The sequence below is a fragment of the Streptomyces sp. IMTB 2501 genome (genome assembly GCF_001953885.1).
Lineage (GTDB): Bacteria > Actinomycetota > Actinomycetes > Streptomycetales > Streptomycetaceae > Streptomyces.
In genome coordinates this window covers 116,190-132,023 of the sequence record NZ_MQUS01000021.1, presented here as the reverse complement: position 1 = coordinate 132,023, position 15,834 = coordinate 116,190, and the positions used below count along the sequence as shown (strand labels likewise).

General features: G+C 69.2%; 18 protein-coding genes. 10 read left to right on the top strand and 8 right to left on the bottom strand.

Translation table 11 applies throughout. The features are described from left to right. Positions 1–8 precede the first annotated feature (8 nt). From AV521_RS30835 to AV521_RS30825, 3 genes are all read right to left on the bottom strand, one after another. Positions 9–1,157 (bottom strand): glycoside hydrolase family 26 protein, encoded by a 1,149-nt coding sequence (locus AV521_RS30835; protein ID WP_107481068.1) that lies wholly within the window; start codon positions 1,155–1,157, stop codon positions 9–11. Positions 1,158–1,326: 169 nt separating this feature from the next. Then, positions 1,327–2,109 (bottom strand): hypothetical protein, encoded by a 783-nt coding sequence (locus AV521_RS30830; RefSeq protein WP_143658669.1) that lies wholly within the window; start codon positions 2,107–2,109, stop codon positions 1,327–1,329. Between the two features lie 242 nt (positions 2,110–2,351). Beyond that, positions 2,352–4,271 (bottom strand): long-chain fatty acid--CoA ligase, encoded by a 1,920-nt coding sequence (locus AV521_RS30825; protein ID WP_076092931.1) that lies wholly within the window; start codon positions 4,269–4,271, stop codon positions 2,352–2,354. A gap of 310 nt (positions 4,272–4,581) precedes the next feature. Here AV521_RS30825 and AV521_RS30820 point away from each other — a divergent pair, with 310 nt between their 5' ends. From AV521_RS30820 to AV521_RS30785, 8 genes are all read left to right on the top strand, one after another. Further along, positions 4,582–5,130 (top strand): vitamin K epoxide reductase family protein, encoded by a 549-nt coding sequence (locus AV521_RS30820; protein ID WP_076093008.1) that lies wholly within the window; start codon positions 4,582–4,584, stop codon positions 5,128–5,130. Positions 5,131–5,274: 144 nt separating this feature from the next. After that, complete coding sequence (locus tag AV521_RS30815; RefSeq protein WP_076092929.1) at positions 5,275–5,781, top strand: tyrosinase family oxidase copper chaperone; 507 nt, start codon at positions 5,275–5,277, stop codon at positions 5,779–5,781. Then, positions 5,765–6,631 carry a tyrosinase family protein gene (locus AV521_RS30810; protein WP_076092927.1) on the top strand — a complete coding sequence of 289 codons (867 nt, stop codon included), beginning with the start codon at positions 5,765–5,767 and terminating at the stop codon, positions 6,629–6,631. Before AV521_RS30815 ends, AV521_RS30810 begins: the two co-directional genes overlap by 17 nt. 302 nt (positions 6,632–6,933) lie before the next feature. Next, positions 6,934–8,346 (top strand): condensation domain-containing protein, encoded by a 1,413-nt coding sequence (locus tag AV521_RS30805; protein WP_076092925.1) that lies wholly within the window; start codon positions 6,934–6,936, stop codon positions 8,344–8,346. A gap of 229 nt (positions 8,347–8,575) precedes the next feature. Continuing rightward, entirely contained in the window at positions 8,576–8,818 is a 243-nt protein-coding gene (locus AV521_RS30800) for a hypothetical protein (protein WP_023550648.1), read from the top strand. 172 nt (positions 8,819–8,990) lie between these two features. Then, positions 8,991–9,323: a hypothetical protein gene (locus AV521_RS30795; RefSeq protein WP_076092923.1), complete on the top strand. Its 333-nt coding sequence runs from the start codon at positions 8,991–8,993 to the stop codon at positions 9,321–9,323. A 147-nt stretch (positions 9,324–9,470) separates the two neighbouring features. Next, the gene (locus AV521_RS30790; protein WP_076092921.1) at positions 9,471–9,713 is read left to right on the top strand and encodes a hypothetical protein; all 243 of its coding nucleotides are present in this window, start codon (positions 9,471–9,473) and stop codon (positions 9,711–9,713) included. A gap of 340 nt (positions 9,714–10,053) precedes the next feature. Beyond that, a complete protein-coding gene (locus AV521_RS30785) occupies positions 10,054–10,413 on the top strand; it encodes a hypothetical protein (RefSeq protein ID WP_076092919.1) in 360 nt (119 codons plus the stop codon). Between the two features lie 170 nt (positions 10,414–10,583). Here AV521_RS30785 and AV521_RS30780 read toward each other — a convergent pair whose 3' ends face one another. The 3 genes from AV521_RS30780 to AV521_RS30770 all read right to left on the bottom strand — a co-directional run bounded on the left by AV521_RS30780 (position 10,584) and on the right by AV521_RS30770 (position 12,111). Then, positions 10,584–10,883 carry a hypothetical protein gene (locus tag AV521_RS30780; protein WP_023550652.1) on the bottom strand — a complete coding sequence of 100 codons (300 nt, stop codon included), beginning with the start codon at positions 10,881–10,883 and terminating at the stop codon, positions 10,584–10,586. Between the two features lie 252 nt (positions 10,884–11,135). Further along, a complete protein-coding gene (locus AV521_RS30775) occupies positions 11,136–11,432 on the bottom strand; it encodes a hypothetical protein (RefSeq protein WP_076093006.1) in 297 nt (98 codons plus the stop codon). 217 nt (positions 11,433–11,649) lie between these two features. Further along, positions 11,650–12,111: a hypothetical protein gene (locus AV521_RS30770; RefSeq protein ID WP_076092917.1), complete on the bottom strand. Its 462-nt coding sequence runs from the start codon at positions 12,109–12,111 to the stop codon at positions 11,650–11,652. Between the two features lie 497 nt (positions 12,112–12,608). Between AV521_RS30770 and AV521_RS30765 the strand changes: the two genes are divergently transcribed. Both AV521_RS30765 and AV521_RS30760 read left to right on the top strand, forming a co-directional pair. Further along, entirely contained in the window at positions 12,609–13,373 is a 765-nt protein-coding gene (locus AV521_RS30765) for a hypothetical protein (RefSeq protein WP_076092915.1), read from the top strand. A gap of 72 nt (positions 13,374–13,445) precedes the next feature. Further along, positions 13,446–13,721 (top strand): hypothetical protein, encoded by a 276-nt coding sequence (locus tag AV521_RS30760; protein WP_076092913.1) that lies wholly within the window; start codon positions 13,446–13,448, stop codon positions 13,719–13,721. Between the two features lie 113 nt (positions 13,722–13,834). On the opposite strand, the gene AV521_RS30755 is transcribed toward AV521_RS30760, so the two are convergent. Beyond that, a complete protein-coding gene (locus AV521_RS30755) occupies positions 13,835–14,938 on the bottom strand; it encodes a glycosyltransferase family 4 protein (protein WP_076092911.1) in 1,104 nt (367 codons plus the stop codon). Next, complete coding sequence (locus AV521_RS30750) at positions 14,928–15,623, bottom strand: sugar transferase (protein WP_079249473.1); 696 nt, start codon at positions 15,621–15,623, stop codon at positions 14,928–14,930. The genes AV521_RS30755 and AV521_RS30750 overlap by 11 nt, the downstream gene beginning before the upstream one ends. Between the last annotated feature and the right edge of the window lie 211 nt (positions 15,624–15,834).

Here is a 15,834-nt window from a genome sequence, read left to right as displayed (position 1 = left end):
TGCCACGGTCAGCGGTGCGGCGGGACGACCGGCGTCGTGCGGACCGACGGCTCGGGCATCGGGTTCGGCGTGGGACCCGGCATGTGCCCGTCGGAGAACAGCGCCCGGTAGATGGCGGACGACCGGGGATTGGCGGAACACAGCCACACGCCGTGCGGGCAGTAGTCGCTGACCGTGTGGTAGAGGGGCTTGTTCTCGTCCATCCACGCGAGCATGCGCAGCATGTACGTCGGGTTGTCGCCGTTGCGGAACAGACCCCACTCGGGGTACGAGGTCGGCTTGCCATGCGTCTTCGCGAAGTCGACCTGGTACTGCAGGCCGTAGGGCTCGGAGATCTGCTGGTCGAAGGAGATCCCCTCCGGCTGGTCGTACGAGTCCATGCCGATGATGTCGACGACGTCGTCGCCGGGATAGCACTGCGGCCACGGAATTGCGTCCACGCCCCGGTCCGGTGTGAAGTCGAACCTGAAATTCTGCCCGGGCACCGAGCGCATGACGGTGATGATGCGCCGCCAGTACGTCTTCCAGTCGTCCGGGTCGGGGCCGCAGCGGTGGGTGTAGCTGATGCCGTTCATCTCCCAGCCGGGCACGAGGATCGTGTCCGGCACCCCCAGGGCGACGAGGCGCTCGGCGAGCACCCGGAAGTGCTGGTCGAACTCGCCCGCAGCGGCGCGTCGCATCAGCCGCGCGACCTCCGCGTCCGGCAGGTGGTCCTCGTTGCGGTCCATCATCGGGACGTTGACCACGAGGAGCCTGTCGTCCTTGGCGCGCCGCCAGTCGGCCCAGCTGTCGAGGAAGTGGTGAGCACCCTCGATGTTGCTCCACTGGTCCCCCGGCAGGTAGGTGTGTCCCACGCGTACCTCGGCGTGGTCGAGCCAGTCGCTGAAGCCCTGGATCAGCTTCACGCCGAGGGGCCCGTAGTTGAGGTACGCGCCGAACGCGGGCGGGTGCGCCTCCCCCGAGGAGGGACCCGTCGCCCCGTTCGCCGCGCACCCTGCGGGGACGGGAGCGGCGAACCCGGCCGCGCAGTGCCGCGCGGCCGGGTTCGTCGTGGGGCCGGACTTGAGGACCGGGCTGGGAAGGACACTCGCCGCCGCGAACACCCCGGCGGCGAGAAACGTCACTCGCCTCAGGGATCGCAGACGCTCGGACGCCATTCCCACTCCTTTGGTGTGACTACACCCCAATTACTGGGACACAGCCATATATACGCTCATTGCACCAATGGAGTCGGGCGGCTCGACGCCGCTAGTCCACAAGGACGACCGTACGAGATCGGTTTTCCGTCGGCGGGTGCCGGGCGCGGGGCGTCCGGCACCCGGGCGACTACTGCTGGGCCGTGGTGGCCTTGCGGCTTCGCCGGTAGAGGACGGTTCCGGCGATCAGCAGAGCGCCGCTGGCGGCGGCGGCTGCGATCGTGCCCTCGGCGCCGGTGTGGGCCATATGCGGGTGGTGGTGATGATGACGGTGGTGCGGGTGGTGAGGCCTCTCGGGCTTCTCCTCCGGCGGCATGTGGTGGTGATGGTGGTGGTGAACCACCGGCTTCGGTTTGTGGTGGTGCGGGGGCTTTTCTTCGTTGCCGTAGCTCGACTCGTCGTCGCCGTAGTCCGAGTGCTCGTTGCCGTAGCTCTCGTCGTCGTCGCCGTAGGAGGGCTTGTGGCTCGGCTTCTCGTCGTCGCCGTAGTCCGAGTGGTGGCTCGGCTTCTCGTCGTCGCCGTAGGAGGAGTGGTGGCTCGGCTTCTCGTCGTCGCCGTAGTCTCCACGGGAGGAGTGCTGGCTGGAGTCGTCGTCGCCGTAGTCCTCGGAGGAGCTCTCGCGATGCGACTTCGTCACATGGCCCGTGGACCAGCTGGGGGAAAAGTGGCCCGAGAACTCCGCCGCCATGTTCTGCGCCATCTCCGTGGCGCTCTCGGCGCGCTCCATGGCCCGTTCGGCGCTTGCCGCACCGGGGAAGTCGGAGGAGTCGCCGACGTCGTCCGAAAAGGCGGAGTACGAGTCGTCTCCGGACGAGAACGGACCGGAGTCCGCGAACGCCCAGGGGCTGTAGAAGGACAGGACGCTCGTCGCGGCGGCGGCCACGACCAATCCCTTGCTCAGGGTGTGTCGCACTCTCTTTGTCTTCCTCTCAGGGGGAGTCGAAAGGCGGGCCCTGGAGCCAGTGAAGGGGGGCTGCTCCGCAGTGGGCCGCCGGGGTTCCGTAGGTTCGTCGCAGGGCTGTGATGCCGCACGGATGCCGCACGTTCACACGTGCCACCACTTGCAGACTGTGAACGAAATATGTACGCCTACGGACACTGGGAAGCATGAAATGCCGGGTAATTCACCCGATCGCCCATTTCGGCTTGCCGAGCTCACTCGCCGTACAGGGCCTCGATCTGCTCCGCGTACGCGGTTGTCACGGCCTGCCGCTTGACCTTCAACGACGGGGTGAGCAGCCCGTTCTCCTCGCTGAACTCGCCTTCGACCAGTGCGAAGGCGCGGATCGACTCGGCGCGTGAGACGGCCGCGTTGGCATGGTCCACCGCCCGCTGAACGTCGGCGCGCATCCTCGGGTCCCGGATGATGTCCGCCATCGGAGTGTCCGGGGGCAGCTTGCGGACCGACAGCCAGTGGGCCACCGCCTCCGGGTCGAGCGTGACGAGAGCCGCGACGAAGGGGCGCCGGTCACCGACGACGAGGCACTGGCCGACGGGCGGGCGGCTGCGCAGCCGGTCCTCCAGGACGGCCGGGGAGACGTTCTTGCCGCCGGAGGTGATGAGGATGTCCTTCTTGCGGCCGGTGATGGTGAGATAGCCGTCGCCGTCGAGGGAGCCGAGGTCGCCGGTGGCGAACCAGCCGTCGCTGAGCACCGCGTCGGTGGCCGCCGGGTCGTTCCAGTACGCCCCGAACACCACCCCGCCCCTGATGAGGACCTCCCCGTCGTCGGCGATGCGGACCGTGGTGCCGGGGACCGGCAGGCCGACCGTGCCGGGACGCGGCGTGAGCGGCGGGACGATGGTGGCGGCGGCGGTGGTCTCGGTCAGGCCGTAGCCCTCGTAGACGATGATGCCGGCCGCGTGGAAGAACAGGTTGAGACCGCGGTCGAGCGGGGAGCCGCCACTGATGGCGTAGCGCATCCGGCCGCCCAGCTCCTTGCGTACGCGCCGGTAGACCAGCAGGTCGTACAGCGCCCAGGCGGCGTACAGACCGATCCCCGGACCCTTGCCCGTGCCGAGGAACTTCTCCAGGTAGGCCTCCCCGAAGCGCACCCCGATCCGGTCGGCGCGGTCGAAGGAGGCACCCCGGCCGATCCTCTCGGCGGTGGCCCGCCCGGTGTCGTGGATCTTCTCGAAGAGGTACGGCACCCCGACCAGGAAGGTGGGCCGGAACTCCTTGAACATCGGCCGCAGTTCGTCCGGTTTGATGCTCGGGCAGTGGCCCAGCTCGATCCGGGCCAGCAGACAGGCGATCTGCAGGGTGCGGCCCAGTATGTGGGCGAGGGGCAGGAACAGCAGGGTGGACGCGGTCTGGCCGGTGACCTCCTTGAAGATCGGGTGGAGCAGCTCGACCGTGTTGGCGGCCTCGGCGTACAGGTTGGCGTGGGTGAGCACGCAGCCCTTGGGCCGTCCGGTGGTGCCGGAGGTGTAGCAGATCGTGGCCACCGCCTCGGGCGCGAGGGCCGTACGACGCTTGCTGACCTCCTCGTCCGGGATGTCCCGGCCGAGGGCGACGAGTTCGGCAAGCGCCTCGGCGTCCAGCCGCCAGATGCGCGGGGGTTCGGCGTGGCCGGCCGTGCCGGCGGCGACCGTCCCGGCGTTCCCGGCGGTCTCGGCGACGACGAAACGGGCGCCGGAGTCGCGCACGATCCACTCCACCTGTTCGGCCGAAGAGGTGGCGTAGACGGGGACGCTCTGGCCGCCGGCGGCCCAGATCGCGAAGTCCAGGACCGTCCACTCGTAACGGGTGCGGGACATCACGGCGACGCGGCCGCCGGGTTCGAGGCCGGCGGCGATCAGTCCCTTGGCGGCGGCGGTGACTTCACGGGCGAAGACCGCGGCGGTCACCGGGCGCCAGACGCCGTTCTCCCGGCGGCGCAGCACCACGGCGCCGGGAGCCTCCTGGGCGTTCACGAACGGGATGTCGGCGGTGCTGCCGCCGGTGCCCCGGGGCGCCAGGGGAGCGGTGCGGACCTCGCGCACCGTACCGGTCTCGTCCCTGACCAGCTCGACCGCCGTACGCGCCGGCAGACCGGCGTGCCGCCGAGCCCGCTTCAGATCCCTGCGTACGCCCATGACGGCTCCCGGTCACGGTCGGCTGACGTGCTGCGGTACGTGCCCCCGGACTTACCGAAAGGTCAACTTACTCGCGCGTAAGAATTGGTCAATGGGTCCGGCACACCGAATCGCACCACGCGTCCCCCGATCGTGTGGAGCCCCGGCCGCCCTCCTCCGGTCGGGTGAGCGCACACCGGGGTGCCCCGTCGCCGATCGGTAGGGTCGCGCGGTGACCTCAACCCCCGGCGACACGCCCCCGTCCCGCCCCGCCGACCCGGGCACCCCCGCCCGGCCCGCGCCGGCGGCGGGCGCCGGCCGCGGCTTCGCGCTGCTCCTGGTGCTCACGGGCGCGGCCGGGCTGCTGGCCGCGTGGGTCATCACCCTCGACAAGTTCAAGCTGCTCCAGAACCCGAACTACACGCCGGGCTGCAGCCTCAATCCGGTGGTGTCCTGCGGCAGCGTCATGAAGAGCGCGCAGGCCGCGGTCTTCGGCTTCCCCAACCCGATGCTCGGCCTGGTGGCCTACGGCATCGTGATCTGCGTAGGCGTGAGTCTGCTGACCGGCGCCGCATTCCCGCGCTGGTACTGGCTGGTCTTCGGCGCGGGCTGTCTGTTCGGGGTCGGGTTCGTGTCCTGGCTGCAGTTCGAGTCGCTGTACCGGATCAACGCGCTGTGCCTGTGGTGCGCTCTGGCCTGGGTCGCCACGATCCTGATGTTCTGGTGCGTGACCTCGTTCGCCGTACGGCACCGGTTCCTGCCCGTGCCGGGCCCGCTGCGGGCGTTCTTCGCCGAGTTCACCTGGGTGCTGCCGCCGCTGCACATCGCGGTCGTCGGCATGCTGATCCTGACCCGCTGGTGGGACTTCTGGACCAGCTGAGTCCTCCGGCTCCGGGGCCTTTGGCTGCGGCCGCGGCGCGCGCGTCACCGGTCCGGCGGTCACCGGTCCGGCCGCACGGCGGTGACCGGGAGGGCCGCCCGGCGGTTACCGCCTCGGACAACCGAACCGGACGAGGAGTGAACCATGGTTCCAGGTGTCGGCGGAGAGCCGGTGGGCGGGCAGCGCGGCACGCCGGCCGCGGACGGAGCGCGGCCCCGGGGCAGCACACGGCGGGACGTGACGCGGAGACTGTTCTCCTCGGCCCTCGTCGTGGCGCTCACCCCGGTGACCGCGGCCTGCGGAAAGCGGGCCGAGCATGCCCCGGACGACGGCCGGCGGGCCACCGCATTCGACGAGACCTACCGAGGCCGCCACATCCGCGGTGTCGAGGTGCACCCCGCCGAGCGGGCCGCCGTCGCCGGGGCCCAGTGGAAGGTCACGATCGACGGCCACCCGCTGCATCTGATGCGCCGCGCCGACGGCAGCTGGCTGAGCATGGTCGACCACTACCGCTCGTACCCGACCGCGCTCGCCGCGGCCCGCGGGGCGGTCGACGAACTGGGCCCCGAGGAGCAGCTGCACGACCTGGCACCCGGGCCGATGGGCGGCGGGCCGATGCACATGGGGGGCGGCAATGGCGTACACGCGTAAGAACGTCACCCGGCTGACCGCCGCCGAGCGGCGCCGGTTCGTGGGCGCCCTGCTGGACATCAAACGCAGCGGTGAGTACGACGAGTTCGTGCGGATGCACATCGACTACAACACCCCCGACGGGGAAAGCGGGCTGCGCACCGCCCACATGGCGCCCTCCTTCCTGCCCTGGCACCGCAAGCTCCTGCTGGACCTGGAGCGGGCGCTGCGCCGGGTGGACGATTCGGTGGCGGTGCCGTACTGGGACTGGACCCGTGACCGCTCGGCCACCGCGCTGCCGTGGACCGACGACCTGCTCGGCGGCAACGGGCGGCGCTCGGACCGGCAGGTGATGACCGGCCCGTTCGCCTACCGGGCCGGCCACTGGAAGCTCACCGAGAACGTGACCGACCGGGAGTACCTCACCCGCGACCTCGGCCGCGCCCGCGACCCGATCCAGCTGCCGACCGGCCAGGACCTGGAGTCGGCGCTCACCGATCCGGTCTACGACACGGCGCCCTGGGACTCGACGGTCACCAGGGGGTTCCGCAACAAGCTGGAGGGATGGGGGCCGGGCCAGGGCAAGGTCTCCTGGCGCAACCACAACCGGGTGCACCGCTGGATCGGCGGGGTGATGGTCGGCGGCGCCGCCGTCAACGACCCCGTCTTCTGGCTGCACCACTCCTTCGTGGATCTGCAGTGGACCCGCTGGCAGCAGCGCCACCGCGACCACCGGTACCTCCCGGCCGACCCGCCGGGCGAGCGTGACGCCCAGTACGACCGGGTCGTCGCCCGGCACGAGCAACTGCCGCCGTGGGACGTGACACCGGACGAGCTGGAGGACATGAGCGGGATCTACCGGTACGAGTGAGGCCGGTCCGCGGGAGCCGCCAGGCGGCAAGAGCCCGAGAAGCCCCGGCCCGCACGGCGCCGGGGCCCTTCCCGCACGTACGACGATTCCGTCAACTCAGCCTTTTTCTTGGTCTGTTCAGTCGGCATTCCGGTCGACAGCGGTGAGAGCGCGCCGCGTTGCCGGCCTCGATCATCCCGAACGTTCGCTTCGCCGTTCGAGGCATCACACGTCCCGCTGAATTGCCGGCGACACGGCAACCGCCGCCCGGCGCACGGCTCTCCGCTGATCAAGTCTGGGTCTTCTGCGAAGGAGACGCCCCTGTGCGAATTTCTGACATTCAGCGCTGCGAAGCGCGGCCCGGACATCTCGTCGAGTGGACGTTCAGCCCGGCGACCGTCGCGGCCGCGGCAGCGCTGCCGCCGGATCCGCGGCCGCCGTCGTACATCCAGGAGTCGCACATCAGAACCGCGCGTTCGGTGCGCGAGGACGGGCTCTTCGTGCCGACCTGGATCGGCACGGCGTTCGATCTGCCGGGCGCGGCCGATCTCGACGCGCTGGAACAGGCGTTGCGCGGCTGGACCCTGCGGCACGAGACGCTGCGCAGCGGCTTCAGATGGGCCGGCGACGACATGCACCGGTTCACGCTCGACGAGGACGACGTGTCCCTGCACCGCGAGGTGGTCGGCGACTTCGCCGACGCGGACACGCTGGTCCGCTATCTGCAGGACCGATTCGACGTCGCGGCCGACGCGCTCGGCTGGCCCAACTTCATCTACGCGGCGGTCGTCCGCGACGATTCCACCAGCGTGTACCTGGCGTTCGACCACACCAACGTCGACGCCTACTCCCTGCAGCGCATCCCGGACGAGATCCACGAGCTGTACCGGGCGGGCGTCACGGGCCGGTCCCTGGCCGGGGCGCCGGTGGGCAGTTACGTCGACTTCTGCGAGCAGGAGCGGGCGAACGCCGACGGCATCGACGACACCCACGCGATCGTCGCCCGCTGGCGGGAGTTCATCGCCCGGGGCGACGGCACGCTTCCGGCCTTCCCCGTCGACCTCGGTCTGCGCCCCGGGGGCCCGCTGCCCGCCCAGAAACTGATGCGCGAGCCGCTCGTCGACGCGGACGCCGCCGCCGCGTTCGAGGCGTACTGCCGGCCCTACGGCGGCAGCATGGTGGGCGTCCTGGCCGCGACCAGCCTGATCGTGCACCAGCTCGGCGGGGAGCCGGTCTACCGCACGGTCGTACCGTTCCACACCCGGGTGAAGTCCGCGTGGTCGGACTCCGTGGGCTGGTACGTCGGCGGCGCACCGATCGAGGTGCCGGCGGCCCGGGACTTCGACGGCGCGCTGACCGCCGTCCGCGCGGAGTTGCAGGCCAACCGGTCGCTGGCGCGCATCCCGCTGGCCCGCGTACTGCGCCTGCTCGGCGCGGACTTCCGCCCGACCTCGCCCGACCTGTACTCGATCGTCTCCTACGTGGACGCCCGCGACGTCCCCGGCTCGGCCCACTGGCCGGAGCAGAAGGTGTACGGGCTGCTCCGGGTGTCGTACGGCGACCAGGTGTGCGTCTGGATCACCCGGCTGCACGAGGGGTTGTGGCTGGCCTGCCGCTACCCCGACACCGACATCGCGTACAAGAACATGCGGCGCTACATCGAGGCGCTGCGGGATCTCGTGGTGTCCGTGCCCGCGCACACTCGTCTCCTGGCCACCGAACCGACATTTTCGTAATACCGGGCCGGCCAACTTCCCCTTTCTCCATCCGCGTTGGCCTGCCTTTCCGCAACCCGCAATGTGAATGCGGCAGTTGCCTTTGCCCGGCACAGCCTTCGTACCCATGTCCCCTTTTGGACACGGATATCCGGCAAAGTGGAATACCGCGTATCGCTACTGGTAGTGTTCGCTCAGTCACGGTAGGCAATCAGCCTCGATGTCCAAGCAAGGAAGAACCGAGGGTTCCATGCGCAAGCTTCAGCAAGTCGTGATCGCAGCAGTGGCGGCCGGCGGCCTGGCCGGCGTCGGTGCCGGCGCCGGTACGGCCTACGCCCACGGTCGCGGGGTTGAGGTGAACGACCTCTACCGCCCCTACCAGGAGTGCAGCCCGCAGACGGTGGCCGACGGCAGCCTCCCGGTCTCGGTGCTCGGCCTCTCTCAGACCTTGGACACCACCTGCGGTCAGTTCAACAACGCCTTCACTGGCTGAGGTCGACGGCGTCGGCACACGCGACGCCGTCCGCGGAACCCTTCGGGTCACCCTCCGAAGGGTTCCCCTCGCACCCGGCCGGTCGCCCGGCTCCCAGGACGAAGTCAGGGCAGGGTGCGGCCGGTTCGCGGCGCACGGTGCCCTGGCGCCCCTCACAAAGGAAACGCAACACATGCTCAGTAGAAAGAAGCTCGCGGCCGTCTCGGGGCTCGTCGGCGGCCTCGCCGTGACCTGCACCGGCCTCGCCCAGGGGTACGCCGCGGCGGACCCGGGGGTCTGCACGCGCGACCTTCAGGGCAACGTCACCTGCATCCAGAAGATCCAGGGCCAGATCCCCGAGGACGGCGTCATCCCCCACCAGGACAACTGCATGCCGATGCAGCCCATCACGCTGCCGGCCGCCCTGGGCAACGGGACCATCAAATACGGGCCCGAAGTGACCTGCTCCGCGCCGCCCCGCGACAAGGGTGACGGCAAAATGGAATTCCCCGGCCTGCTGGACTGAGACTCCGGACGGAAACCTCCCTGTGAACGCCTTGCGGTGACCCGACACGACGTATGACCGAAGATCCCAAATTGCTACTGATCGTGAGTATATGCTCACGATAAGTAGTCAACCAGGGCTGCGTGCCCGGGCAAGAAAGGGTCAATCATGCGTAAGTTTCAGCGTGCAGCGGTCGTAGCGGCGGCGGTTGCGGGGCTGTCCGTCCTCGGTGTCGGTGTCAGCTTCGCCGGCGGCGGTGAAGACCACGAGCAGCCGTCGCAGGAGTACACCGCTGTGGCCAACTCGTCGGCCAACGCCGTGGCCACGTACGGCGGCTACAACACCCACGGCCGGGGCCACGACGACCCCGCGCCCGAGGGGGGTTACAGCGAGGGTCAGGGCGGCCAGTAAGACCAACCCGGTCCACGATGCGCACGGGTGAGCACGAGGAGCGGCCGTAGCGCATCGGCATTCCTTTGGAACGCGATATGCACGTCGCACGAACTGTATTTCCCAGTATTGGACCAACTCGGATTGTTCGCCGGTGTGCTGAGTAATACCCCATGGCGAAGGCAGCCCGGACGCGTGGCAGACCCCTCAGGGTGCGCGTCCGGGCTGCGGCAATGCCGCCGCCGGACGCATTCGTTCATGCGTCCAGGCGCTGGGTCCCCGTTTCGACCTTCTTCAAGGCCCGGGTGTGCGCCGGTGGATGGCGCAGACGCCGGGCCTTCAGCGCAAAGGAACACAGCACATGTTCACTCGGCAGAAAATTGCGACCGTCACCGGGCTCGTCGGAAGTCTCGCCGTGATCTGTGTCGGCGCCGCACACGCGCTCCCCGACGGCCCCAGGCCTGACTGCAAGACCACCGCCATGGGCGACGTCATCTGCATTCACAAGCGCGAGATCCGCACCGACCGGCACGGCAAGCACATCATCAAGCAGGCGCAGGACTGCTCGGTCGTCGACCGGTCGCGCGTGGTGTTTCCTGAAGGCGATCTGCTGGGCGGCGGATCCAGGAAGGTCGGGCCGGTGGTGAACTGCTCCAACGAGGTAAAGCTGCCCAAGGGCTTCAAGAAGCCACATTTCCCGAAGCCCCACTTCGGGTTCTGAGGGGCGATCGCAGGCGTCTGACGCGCGATCGGAAAATGCCGGACCGGGATCGTCCCGGTCCGGCATTTCGGCTTTCTGGGGGCAGGTTCTGCCCGCTACATGGAATTCCCCGGTGCCTCGGCCTCGCGGCCGGGACACCGGGGAAGGGGTTCTGCTACCTGCCTACTCGCTTACTTGCCGACGCTGTTGTTGCAGCCCATGTTCGAGCCGAGCTGCGACTCCTGTGCACCGGCGTTGCCCTCGCCGTTCAGCAGGTTGCCGCCCAGGCCGTTGAGGATGCCGACCTCGCCGAGGACGTCGGCGTTGAGATCGTGGGACCTGCAGGTCGTGCTCTGCAGGACGCTGAAGCGGCTTCCGCCGCCCCCCTTGCCCCCGCCAAAGCTCTGGTCGGCGTGGGCGGCGCCGGCGCTCACGAGCCCGATGCTCCCGAGGGCGGCGACCAGGACGGCGGCCTTGCGCAGCTTGTGCATGTCTACTCCGGTGGAAGAGTTGTGGATGCGATCCGTGAGAGATCGACTTCGAACAGTTATGGACGGTAATAGGAAATATGCGTAGACAAACAGCGACGCGCCGAATTCGTAATTCTCTTCACTCTGAATGCTCAATTATCATTCTGAATGCTCAATGGAGCGAAAAACGAGGCGCAAAAAGAGTCCCGGCACCGAGCGTGAGGCTCGGTGCCGGGATCATTTTCCGCTCTCGCCGCGCCTGCGGCGGTGGGCTCAGAAGGCGCTGTTGCTGCAGCCCATCGTCGAGCCGATGTGGGTGGCCTGGGCGCCCGGGTCACCCTCGCCGTTGAGCGCGTTGCCCAGCAGGCCGTTGAGGATGCCGACCTCGCCGAGGACGTCCAGGTTCAGGTCGTGCGACTTGCAGTTGGAGCTCTGCAGGACGCTGAAGCGGCCACCGCTGTCGCCGCCCTTGCCGCCGCCTTCCTGGCCGCCGGCGTGTGCCGTGCCGCCGACGAGTCCGATGCTGCCGATGGCGGCGACCAGGACGGCGGCCTTGCGAAGCTTGTGCATGTCCATCTCCGGTGGAGTGAAGTGGTTGCGATCTGTAGTTGATCGCCTTCTTACAGTTACCGGAGATTAATAGGAAATACCCCAAAGTGGACAGCGACGCGCCGAGTTCATGATCTATTGGCAAAAGCACCCGAAAGCCGCACCGCACGCACACGGGCCCTTCGAGGATGCTCCTCGAAGGGCCCGTCGGGCGTCGGTGTTCGGTTGTCGGGCGGCTCTAGTGCCCGGAGTGGGCAAGGGCGTTCGACTGCGTGTTGCCCTGACTGCACTCGATCCCATGGGTGTCGGCGGCGGCGAGCAGGGCGACCGGGACGTTCGCGCCCAACAGGGACTGCGGGCTGCACTCCTGGGACGGGCGGAAGAGGTTGCTCTGGAGCGAGTCGCCGCCCTGTCCCGGGGTCGCCTGCGGGGAGATCTGCGGGCTGAGGGAGGGGCTCAGGGTCGGGTTGATCTCCGGCGTGACCTCCGCACCCCGCTGCGGCGGAGCCGCCTGCTGCGGGCCGTAGCTCTGTGCGGTGGCCCCCGCGGAGCTCGCCGAGGAGGCCTGGGCGTCCGGCTGTGAAGCGGGGGGCGGATAACCGCCGTTGTAGTCCGGAGCGGCGGAGCTGGGGCCGGCGCCGACGGCGGACAAACCGCCGGCTGCTGCGACGATGAGCGCGACTTGCTGGAGCTTGCGCATGAAACCCTCGGCCCTTCATTGACCTGTGCACGGAACGATTCAAAATGCTGGTGAGCCAGTGCAGTTGTTGCTGTTCTTGCTGCCCTGTGCGGTTGCGACGGACCATCGCTCTGGCCCAGTGGGAACGACGGAAGTGGGCCTTGGACACGGAGTTGCGGGCCCTGATCACCCATTTGCCCGAGGCCCTGTGTGCCGCGCCGCCGCGTTCCGGACGCCTCTGCAATCATGCTCCGGGGCGACCGGCCGTCAATGGCAAATGGGTGACGGGCTTTCAAGTCCCGTGACCGCGGCGGGGGAAAAGTCGTTGCCAGCTGGGAGAGGGCAGCGATCATGGATCACGGAGGGGTTACGGAATTCGCTGCCGGCTCTGGCGTGAGTCCTTGTGTGGCCCGGTAGTTACCCCGCAAAGGTGCAGTACGAATATCCGACTGGGCGCACGCGAGACTGCACTGAATACAACGGATTTCCTGTTCAGGTTTCGAAGGGCCGAGGGTTCCATGCGCAAGCTTCACAAGGCCGCTGTCGTCGCAGCAGCGGCCGGCGGTCTGACCGCCATCGGCGCCGGCGTCAGCCATGCCGACGCTCCCGTCGGGTACGGTGCCGCTCCAATGTCGGCTCCCGAGTACCCCGCGCCGCAGTACGGGCCGCCCCAGTACGCGCCACCGCAGTACGCGCCGCAGTACGGGCCGCCCCAGTACGCGCCCCAGTACGCGCCGCAGTACGGGCCGCCCCAGTACGCGCCGCAGTACGCGCCGCCGCCCCCGCCGAGCGGTCCGATGGCCGAGGCGGCGTCCCACTCGCGGGGCTACGCACAGGTCGCCGCTCCGCAGCCGTACCCCCAGCCGATGATGCAGGCCCCTCCGCCGCCACCCGCGCCGCCGCAGCAGCCGACCGGTTACGCCGTCGCCTCGGCCTCGTCGGGCGGCTCCGCGCAGGCCTCCAACTCGCCGTACGGCCAGCAGGCCGCCCCGCAGCCGGCCCCCGCCCCCCAGCAGACGGCGCAGGTCATGCCGCAGGTCAGCCCGCAGTCCGCGCCGGAGGTCATGCCGCGGGTCGCCCCGCAGGTCGCCATGCCCCAGACCTTCGGCGCCGCGGACGGTCCGCCGAAGGTCGCCCCGCAGGTGAACCCGTCGGTGAACCCGCAGGTGAACCCGCTCGTCAACCCGCTGGTGGCGCCTGACACACCGCAGGCGCCCGGGCTCGGCCTCGGATCGGTCGCTGCGCCTCCCGTCGGCGCGCTGGGTCTGCCCCGAATCGGCTGATCACCTCCGGCGCTGTCCGCCGCCCCCACTCGATCTGCTGCAGATCGCAACCGCTCGACCAACGGAGAAGTAATGCGCACGTTTCAGAAGGCCGTCCTCGTGGGCGCCATGCTCGGAAGTGTCGGCTCCCTCGGCGTCAACACCGCCTTCGCACACGGTGAGCCGGGCCACGACCTGGAGGTCGCACAGTCCACCGAGTGCCGCTCGCACGACATGAACATCAATGTGCTCGGCAGCGTCGGCGCCCTCAACGGCCTGGCCGGCAACCTGCTGAACGGCGAGGGCTCCCCGGGCGCACAGCCCAACAACCTCGGCTCGACCATGGGCTGCAACAGCAAGGCCCTCTGACCGGCTTCGCCGCACGTTCATGGAAAGCGCCGGACTCTCCCACGACCGCGGGGGAGAGTCCGGCGCTCTTCTGCGTGATGCCGTATCACCGTCCGGTGCGCAGTCGGCGACCGTCACTGGTCGTACGCGTACCGCAACATCGTGCGCTGCCGCTCCGGGGTATGTTCGGCGAACAGCTGGTCCAGCCTCGCGTCGGTCTTCTCGCCCGGGCCATGCGTCAGCAGCGCGACGGCCGCCGTCGCCAGATCCAGCGGCGTGTCGACCAGGCCGGTCAGGCCCAGAGACTCCAGGGCCGGGATGCGCCGCGCCACCACCGGCCGCCCCAGCCCCACCGCCTCCAGGAGCGTCATCGGCGCGCCTTCCCAGCGTGCGGTGTGCGCGTACACGTCCGCCTGAGCGAGCAGGCGCTGCAGGGAGCGGTGGTCCAGCCAGCCGGTGACCGTCACGCCGGCTCGCTCCAGTCGCTCACGGTGTACGGATTCGCCGCCGCCGAGCCAGAACCAGTTGCTCGACGGCATCAGCCGCCGCCCTTCGGCCGCCGCCTCGGCGAAGAAGGCGGGGTCCTTCTGCGGGCACAGCCTGCCGACGGCGGCAACGGTTCGCGGCGGCAGACCGGTGTCGCCGGTGCGGACTTCGGGTTCCGCCCTCGGATTCGACGGGACGGCTGCCACGGTTTCCTGGCAGGGCACCAGGTTGGGTACGTGGACGGCTCGCTGGCGCTTGCGCAGCGAGCGGGCGAGTTCGACCTCACGGGGGCTGACACCCGCCACGGTGCCCGTACGCCGGGACAGCACACGCTCGACCGCCCGCACCGCTGCCGCCGCGTACCGCGCGAGGTCGCCGCGCTCCATCGCGTAGCAGTGCGGGGTGTAGACGATCCGGTCCGTCGGCACGGCGAGGGCGAGGCGCACATAGCCTCCGGCCAGGGAGGAATGGGCGTGGACCACGTCCGGCCGCAGCTCACGGAACAGCCGGCCCACTTCACGGACGCGAGCGAAGTGGCCGGGCGGCATCCGCCAGACGCCGTCGAAGATCGCATCCGTGTCGGCGACCTGGCAGTCGGAGCGCTCGGACATCAGCAGCAGGTGCCGCACTTCCGGAACGGATCGCACATAGTCGCGGACCGCTGTCTGTACCCCGCCGCCCCATGCTTCCGCGACATGCAGGACAGTGGTCCGCCCGCCGTCCTCCGTGGCGCGGCCCGGATCACCGTGCATTGCTCGTTCTCAGAACGGCGGGCAGCGTGCGCAGGAGGATCAGCAGGTCCAACTGCAGGCTCCAGTGGGCGACGTACCGCAGGTCGAGCCGGATCGCCTCGTCGGCCGTGGTGCTTGAGCGACCCGACACCTGCCACAGCCCGGTCATGCCCGGCTTGACGGACAGTCGCCTGGCCCGGTGCTCCGGGCACAGCAGCTGGTTCTCGGGGCGCACGTTGGGGCGCGGCCCCACCAGCGACATGTCGCCCCGCAGCACGTTGATCAGCTGAGGGAGTTCGTCCAACGAGGTTTTGCGCAGGAAACGACCGACCGGTGTGATGCGCGGATCGTGCCGTGGTTTGGTGCAGATGGACATCTCGCTGCCGTCGGCCAGCAGCAGTGCCGCCACGTCAACGGTCGAATTGTGCTCCATGGTGCGGAACTTCAGCATGGTGAACGATCGTTGCCCCATCCCGTCCCGAGCCTGCCGGTAGATCACGGGTCCCGCACTGCTGACAGCCACCGCGAGAGCGATGAGCGCCATCAGAGGAAGGAAGGCGATCAGCAGAAGAGCGGAGAGCACCACATCGAGCGTGCGTTTGACGCGGGCGTACGCAGGGTCAGCGCGTGTCTCGCCGGGGAGCGGTGGCGGTGACACCGCTGCCGAGCCCTCGGCATCGCCCAGCGCCTGGACTACTCCTACCAAGACAGTACTCCTCCCGAATTAGAAGCAAATAATGTGACAGTTACATAGAAATGTAGGAGCGGCCGACGCCGCGGATCGGCTGCGACATACCGCGGCCCATTCCGTCGCCGGGGCAGGAGCACCCGTACGACGCATCGCGCGCCACTGTCGCTCTTGATGTCCTTGCCCACAGCCGAAGGGCCCTCCCGGCCCGCGCCCGGACGGCCCTTCA